Below are 6,929 nucleotides of genomic sequence, written 5' to 3'. Positions count from 1 at the left end.
CGTCGGCCCGTCCGTGCTGCACGGGCTCCAGGCCAACGCGGCGCTCCGCGCGCTCTCCGGGTTCCTCATCTTCTTCCTGGCCTTCCTGCTCCGCGAGGAGCCGCTCGCCGGACAGAGCGCGGCCGTGTCGCTGGGGATCGTCGGGGTCGCCGCGGGCGCCGGCAACGCGCTGGGGACGGCCACAGGGGCGTGGCTCAGGGAACGCGGCCCGGAGGCGATCGTCGCGACGGTACTGGCGGTGGCGCTCGCGGCGACGATCGCGGCGGCGGCACTGTTCAGCGCGCCGGCGGTCGCCGGTGTGGCGGGCGTCGCGGGGCTGTCGCAGGCGCTGGCGAAGCTGTCGCTGGACGCGATGATCCAGCGGGACATGCCGGAGGAGGGGCGGACGTCGGCGTTCGCCCGCTCCGAGACGCTGCTCCAGATGTCGTGGGTGGTGGGCGGCGCGATCGGCATCGCGCTGCCGCTGCACGGCACGCTGGGCATGGCCGTGGCGGCGGCTCTGGTCGCGATCGGCGCGGTCGCCACCGTGCCGGGGCTGCTCACGGCCGGGCGGCGCGGCACGCCGCACCCCGCGCGCTCATGAGCTGGGCGGACCGATAGCCTGCGGGCATGACCGTTGCCAAGCGGCCCAGCCGCACTACGACGCAGTCCCGGGGCCGGGCCCGGCGTACGGCCGCCGCCCTCGGAGCCGTGACCCTCGGGTTGGCCGCCCTGGCAGCCTGCGACAAGCCGACGCCCATGGCGACCGTGACCGTCGGATCGGACTCCGCCTCCGCCGAGGCGTCCTGCTGGAACGACGGCAAGAAGCTCTCCGAGAAGGACCTGCAGAGCTGCCTGACGAAGAAGCAGGGCGAGAAGCTCACCGTGTCCGACGGCGAGCAGGTCCGCATCGGCGTGGAGCCGGAGATCGCCGAGTCCGGCTGGGCCATGGTCGTCAACGGCCAGGGCACGATGCCCGAGGCGTCCAAGGACACCTACCGCTCCTTCGACCACGACGAGATCTTCGCCCCGCAGCAGGGCCAGTCGGGCGCCGCCTCGGTCCCGAAGACCGCGCAGGTCACGATCGTCGAGGTGGACAACAAGGGCGCGGCGAAGGGCACCTGGTCCTTCACCCTGGAACGGGCCTCGTCCTGACGGGCCCCACCGGCCGCTTCCCGTTCCGCGGCCACCGCACCACACCCGCCGGGCCGCTCCGCTCCCGGCCCGGCGGCCGCGTCACCGCGCCTTCCGGGACCCGCTGATGCGGATCCTGGTCGTCACCGCCGTCGCCGCCGAGGCCGATGCCGTGCTCGGCGGGGCGGGCAGCCGCCGGATCGCCCTGCCCGGCCGTCCGCGGCCCGGCTACGGGCTGCGCCGGCAGGGCCGCCTCGACGTGCTCGCCGCCGGGGTCGGCCCGGCAGCCGCCGCGGCGGGGACGGCGACCGCGCTGACCGCCGCGGACATCACCGGACGGCCGTACGGCCTCGTGGTCTCGGCCGGGATCGGCGGCGGCTTCGCCGAGGTCGCGCCGGTCGGTTCGGTGGTGGTCGCCGAGTCGATCGCCGCGGCCGACCTGGGCGCCGAGACACCGGACGGCTTCCTGCCGGTCACCGCGCTCGGCTTCGGCACCGACGCCCACCGGCCCCCGGAGGGGCTGGCGCGCGCCGTCGCCCGCGCCACCGGCGCCGTGTACGGCCCGGTGCTCACCGTCTCCACGGTCACCGGCACCGCCGGGCACGCCGCCGCGCTGGCGGAGCGTCATCCCGGGGCGGCGGCGGAGGCCATGGAGGGCTTCGGGGTCGCCGAGGCCGCGGCCGCGCACGGGGTGCCGGTGCTGGAGATCCGGGCCGTCTCGAACCCGGTGGGCCCCCGCGACCGCGCCGCCTGGCGCATCCCCGACGCCCTGGCCGCGCTCACCGCCGCGTTCGCCGCGCTGCCGGACCCGCTGCCGGGGGCGTCCCCCGACGTACCGCCGGCCCTGCGGCCCGATCCCGAGGAGGAAGCGTGACCGGGAGTCCGCTCCACATCGCCTACTCGCCCTGCCCGAACGACACCTTCGTCTTCCACGCCTGGGCCCACGGCCAGGTGCCGGGAGAGCCCGCGCCGGAGGTGACGTTCGCGGACATCGACGTCACCAACGGCATGGCGGAACGCGGTGAACTCGACGTGCTCAAGGTGTCGTACGCCGTGCTGCCGTGGGTCCTCGACGACTACGCGCTGCTGCCCTGCGGCGGCGCGCTCGGCCGCGGCTGCGGCCCGCTGGTGCTGACCGCGGGCCCGGCCGGACCCGCCGGGCTGCGCGGGAAGCGGATCGCGGTGCCCAGCGAGCGGTCCACCGCCTATCTGCTGTTCCGGCTGTGGGCGGCGGCCGAAGTGCCGGGCGGGGTCGGCGAGATCGTGGTGCTGCCGTTCCACGAGATCATGCCGGCCGTGCGGGACGGCAAGGTCGACGCCGGGCTCGTCATCCACGAGGCCCGCTTCACCTACCGGAACTACGGACTGCACCGCCTCGCCGACATGGGCGAGCACTGGGAGCGGACGACGGGGCTGCCCATCCCGCTGGGCGCGATCATCGCGAAGCGGTCGCTGGGCGCGGAGCGGCTGCGCGCCGTGGCGGACGCGACGCGCGCGTCGGTGCGGGCGGCGTGGGACGCGCCGGAGGCGTCCCGGGCGTACGTCCTGGAGCACGCGCAGGAGATGGACCCGGCGGTCGCCGACCAGCACATCGGGCTGTACGTCAACGAGTTCACCGCCGACCTCGGCGAGAGCGGCTACGCCGCCGTGCGCGGGCTGCTCACCCGCGCGGCGGCCGAGGGGCTCGTACCGCCCCTCGGCCCGGACGCGCTGTCGTTCCCGTAGGCGCGTTCGTTCACCGAGGCGCCGTCGTTCCCTGAAGCGCCCGTCGTTCCCGGAGACGCCGGAAGCCGCCGCTCGCGCGGGGAGCCACCCGGCACGGCGGGTGCCGGGCGGGCTTCCGGCACCGTGCAGGTCTCCGGCGCCGGGCACGCGGGAGCGCGCGGCGCCGGACGGACCGGATGCCGGGGCCGGGCGGGCCGGACGTCGAGCCGGTCGGACATCGAGCGGGTCGGACGACGAGCGGGTCAGACGTCGAGCTGGTCCGCGACGTGCCGCAGCATCCCGGCGATCTTGGAGCCGTGCGCCTTGTCGGGATAGCGGCCGCGCTCCAGCTGCGCGCCGACGTTCTCCAGCAGCGTCGTGAGGTCCTGGACGATGGACGCCAGCTCGTCCGGCTTGCGGCGCTGCGCCGCGACGACCGAGGGGGCCGGGTCGAGCACCGTGACCGAGAGGGCCTGGTCACCGCGGTTGCCCGCGACCACCCCGAACTCGACCCGCTGTCCCGGCTTGAGCGCGTCCACCCCGTCGGGCAGGACGGAGGAGTGCACGAAGACGTCACCACCGTCGTCGCGGGAGAGGAAGCCGAAGCCCTTCTCGCTGTTGAACCACTTGACCTTGCCGGTAGGCACGTCCGTCCTCGTCTTCGTACTCGTCGGGGAAACAAACCACACGGAAACACCGGAAAGCAGCTCCGGAGAGCAGGCGAGCGGGTCGCGAGACCCGCCTGACTCCAAGGCTAATGGCCTCGCGCCCGGTGACAAGACGTCGCCGGCCGGTTCCTCAGCGTTCACCGGCGGCCCCCGGCCCGGGGCCGTCGCACCGCATCTACCCTTGTCGGGTGAGCAGTGAAACCCCAGCCAATCCAGCAGCCGCGACCGACGGCCCGGGCGACCGGCTCGTGCGCGTCGGCGGTGTCGTCTTCGTCGTCGGCGCGGTGGCCACCGTCGTCACCGTGGCGCCGCTCCTCCTCGGCGCCGACCCCTTCCCGACCGTGGCGTACCTCATCAGCATGCTGATGGGCGCGGGCTTCGCGATCGCCGCGGCCGGTGTGCTGCGCTCGGTGGCGGCGCAGCGGCGTCAGGCCCGGGACGCCGGGGTTCCGGGCTCCGCGGCCTCCGGGCCGGGGGCCTCGGCGGCCGGGCCCTCCCGGTAGCGGTCCAGCCAGCCCGGGAACGCCCTGAGGTCGTCGAGGACGACGTCGGCGCCGGCGGCGCGCAGTTCTTCCGCGCCGCACGGGCCGGTGGCCACCGCCACGGACAGCGCACCCGCCGTACGCGCGCCGCGTACGTCACCGGTGTGGTCCCCGACGTACACCCCGGCCCCGTGCGCGCGCAGCGCCTCCGCCTTGGCCTCGGCCCACAGTTGTCCGGCGAGGACGTCCGGCTCGATGCCCACGTGCCGCAGGTGCAGTTCCGCGCTGGGGCCGTGCTTGGCGGTGACGACGACCACCCTGCCGCCCGCGCGCCGCACGGCGGCCACCGCCTCGGCCGCGCCGGGCATGGCGGGGCTGGGCGCGATGGCGTACTCGGGGTAGATCGCGCGATAGATTCCGGCCACTTCGGGGACGGCCTCGACGGGGAACCAGTGGGCGAGTTCGTGTTCGAGCGGGGGCCCGAGCCGGCTGACGGCGAGGCCGGCGTCTATGGCGGTGCCGGTGCGGACGGCGAGTTCCTCGTAGGCGGCTTTGATGCCGGGGCGTGAGTCGATCAGGGTCATGTCGAGGTCGAAGCCGACCGTCGGGGGGTGCATGGGCATACCGGCCATTCTGCCGTGCCCAACCAGTACACTTAGGCTCGCCTTACCTAACCGGTCCGCCGGTCCGCCGAGTCCGCCACCCGCCGCGCGCGTCGTCGCGGGCGCCCGCACGATGGGATCCGATGTCAGCCCCAGCCCCCACCAGCGCCAGAACATCCCTGGTCGGGCGCCGTGTCGGCCGGCTCTCGGCGGCCGTGCTCGCGCTGCTCCTCGCGGTGGGACTGAGCCTCGCCGTCGGCAGCCGCACCCTCGCGCCGACCGCGGTCCTCGACGCGCTGCTGCACGGCGGCACGGACGACGCGGCCGAAATCGTACGGTCCATGCGGCTGCCCCGGACCGTCGTCGGGCTGCTCGTCGGCGCCGCCCTCGCCATGGCCGGCACGGTCTTCCAGGGCCTCACCCGCAACCCGATCGCCGACCCCGGCATCCTCGGCATCAGCCAGGGCGCGGCGGCCGGGGTGGTGCTGGCGATCACCCTCGCCGGGGTGCACACACTGACCGGCTACATCTGGTTCGCCTTCGCGGGCGCGGCCGTCGCGGGCGTGGCGGTCTACGCGATCGCCGCCCGCGGCCGGAGCGGCGCGAGCCCGGTGAAGCTGGCCCTCGCCGGGGCCGCCGTCAACGCCCTGCTCGTCTCCGTCATCCACGCCGTGCTCACCACGGACGCCGCGACCCTCGACGAGTTCCGCTTCTGGAACATCGGTTCGCTGGCGGGGCGGGGCGCCGCGGTGACGGAGCGGATCTGGCCGTTCCTGCTGGCCGGGGCGGTGCTGGTGCTGATCGTCGCGCGCGGCCTGGACGCGCTCGCGCTCGGCGAGGACGTCGCGAAGGGCCTCGGGCAGAACATCGCCGCCGTACGGATCACGGGCGGGGCCGGCGCGGTCCTGCTGACCGGCGCCGGGGTCGCCGCCGCCGGGCCGATCGCCTTCGTCGGGCTGGCGGTGCCGCACATCGCGCGGGCGCTCGTCGGCACCGACCACCGCTGGCTGCTGCCGATGGCCGCGCTCACCGGCCCGGTGATGCTGCTGGTCTCCGACGTGATCGGGCGGATCCTCTTCCCGCCCTCGGAGGTGCCGGCCGGGGTGACGACGGCCCTGATCGGCGTGCCGTTCCTGGTCGCCCTGGTGCGCCGGAAGACGGTGACGGCATGACCGCCCCGGTGACCGCGCGTCCTCCCGCGCCGCGCCCCGGCGCCGCGCGCCCCGCCGGATACGCACTGCTGTCGGCCGGGCCCGCGTCGTTCCTGGTGCACCGGCGGTCCGCCGCCGTCACCGGCGTCCTCGCCCTGCTGCTCGCCGCCGCCTGCCTGGCGTACCTCTGTCTCGGCGAGACCACCGCGAGTCCCGCCGGGGCGGTGCGGGCCGCGTTCGGGCTGCCGTCCGACGACGCGTTCGTGGTCGGCGTGCTGCGGCTGCCGCGGATGGTCGTGGGGCTGCTCGTCGGCGTGGCCTTCGGGATCGCCGGGGGACTGATCCAGACCGTCGCCCGCAACCCGCTCGCCAGCCCCGACGTCATCGGCATCAGCCAGGGCGCGAGCGCGGTCACCGTCGGCGCGATGACCTTCGGTGTCACCTCGTACGCCGTGCTGCCGTACGTCTCGATCGCCGGCGGACTGGCCGCCGCCGCGCTCGTGTACGTCTTCGCGTGGCGCGGCGGGCTCCAGGCCGCCCGGTTCGTGCTGATCGGCATCGGCTTCGCGGTCGCGCTGCGATCCCTCACCCAGCTGTTCCTGACCGAGGGGGACCATCTGATCGCCCAGCAGGCGCAGGTGTGGACGACCGGCTCGCTGAACGGCCGCGGCTGGGGCGAGGCGGCGACGCTGGGCTGGACGCTGCTCGCGCTGCTGCCCGCCGTGCTGTGGGCGGCCCGCGCGCAGCGCCGGGTCGCGCTCGACGACGACACGGCGACCGCGCTCGGCACCGGGCTGGGGCACACCCGGCTCGGGCTGGTGCTGCTCGGAGTCGTGCTCGCCTCGGTGGCGACGGGGGTGGCGGGGCCGGTGGACTTCGTGGCGCTGCTCGCTCCGCAGATCGCGCGCCGGCTGACCCGGACCGCGCAGATCCCGCTGCTGTGCGCCGCGCTGACCGGCGCGCTGATCGTGGTCGCCGGAGACCTGCTGGCGCGGACCCTCTTCTCCCCCACCGAACTGCCGGTCGGCGTGCTGACGGCCGCCGTCGGCGCCCCGTATCTGATGTGGCTGATCGTGCAGGACCGCGGCGTCGTCCGCCGTACCGGAGGCAAGGCATGAGCATCGGCAGGAAGACCGCCACTGGCTCGGAGAAGACTCCGGCAGGGACCGCGGCCCGGACCGGCCCGGCCGGGAACGGGAACGGGAACGG

The 6,929-nt window shown here is 75.4% G+C and carries 8 protein-coding genes and 1 pseudogene; 7 read left to right on the top strand and 2 right to left on the bottom strand.

Going from position 1 to position 6,929, the window contains the following annotated elements; all coding sequences use genetic code 11:
* The 4 genes and pseudogenes from GCU69_RS06230 to GCU69_RS06215 all read left to right on the top strand — a co-directional run.
* A pseudogene (locus GCU69_RS06230) lies at positions 1–583 on the top strand (MFS transporter); the annotation flags it as partial.
* A gap of 26 nt (positions 584–609) precedes the next feature.
* The gene (locus GCU69_RS06225; protein WP_098753235.1) at positions 610–1,134 is read left to right on the top strand and encodes a hypothetical protein; all 525 of its coding nucleotides are present in this window, start codon (positions 610–612) and stop codon (positions 1,132–1,134) included.
* Positions 1,135–1,240: 106 nt separating this feature from the next.
* On the top strand, positions 1,241–1,987 hold the full coding sequence (locus GCU69_RS06220) for a futalosine hydrolase (RefSeq protein ID WP_098753234.1): 747 nt from the start codon (positions 1,241–1,243) through the stop codon (positions 1,985–1,987).
* On the top strand, positions 1,984–2,838 hold the full coding sequence (locus GCU69_RS06215) for a 1,4-dihydroxy-6-naphthoate synthase (protein ID WP_098753233.1): 855 nt from the start codon (positions 1,984–1,986) through the stop codon (positions 2,836–2,838). Before GCU69_RS06220 ends, GCU69_RS06215 begins: the two co-directional genes overlap by 4 nt.
* A gap of 242 nt (positions 2,839–3,080) precedes the next feature.
* On the opposite strand, the gene GCU69_RS34510 is transcribed toward GCU69_RS06215, so the two are convergent.
* Entirely contained in the window at positions 3,081–3,464 is a 384-nt protein-coding gene (locus tag GCU69_RS34510) for a cold-shock protein (protein ID WP_098753232.1), read from the bottom strand.
* Between the two features lie 209 nt (positions 3,465–3,673).
* Between GCU69_RS34510 and GCU69_RS06205 the strand changes: the two genes are divergently transcribed.
* A complete protein-coding gene (locus GCU69_RS06205; RefSeq protein WP_098753231.1) occupies positions 3,674–3,988 on the top strand; it encodes a hypothetical protein in 315 nt (104 codons plus the stop codon).
* Here the strand turns inward: GCU69_RS06205 and GCU69_RS06200 are convergent.
* The gene (locus GCU69_RS06200) at positions 3,913–4,590 is read right to left on the bottom strand and encodes an HAD family hydrolase (RefSeq protein WP_098753230.1); all 678 of its coding nucleotides are present in this window, start codon (positions 4,588–4,590) and stop codon (positions 3,913–3,915) included. The genes GCU69_RS06205 and GCU69_RS06200 overlap by 76 nt on opposite strands.
* A gap of 122 nt (positions 4,591–4,712) precedes the next feature.
* Between GCU69_RS06200 and GCU69_RS06195 the strand changes: the two genes are divergently transcribed.
* Together GCU69_RS06195 and GCU69_RS06190 are read left to right on the top strand one after the other, a co-directional pair.
* A complete protein-coding gene (locus GCU69_RS06195) occupies positions 4,713–5,741 on the top strand; it encodes a FecCD family ABC transporter permease (protein ID WP_098753229.1) in 1,029 nt (342 codons plus the stop codon).
* Positions 5,738–6,838 (top strand): FecCD family ABC transporter permease, encoded by a 1,101-nt coding sequence (locus GCU69_RS06190; protein ID WP_156205345.1) that lies wholly within the window; start codon positions 5,738–5,740, stop codon positions 6,836–6,838. Before GCU69_RS06195 ends, GCU69_RS06190 begins: the two co-directional genes overlap by 4 nt.
* Positions 6,839–6,929: the final 91 nt, after the last annotated feature.

Source organism: Streptomyces lycii (assembly GCF_009735685.1).
In the GTDB taxonomy this organism is placed as follows: domain Bacteria; phylum Actinomycetota; class Actinomycetes; order Streptomycetales; family Streptomycetaceae; genus Streptomyces; species Streptomyces lycii.
The sequence above is the reverse complement of the archived record's forward strand: the minus strand, read 5'-3'. Positions and strand labels throughout refer to the sequence as shown.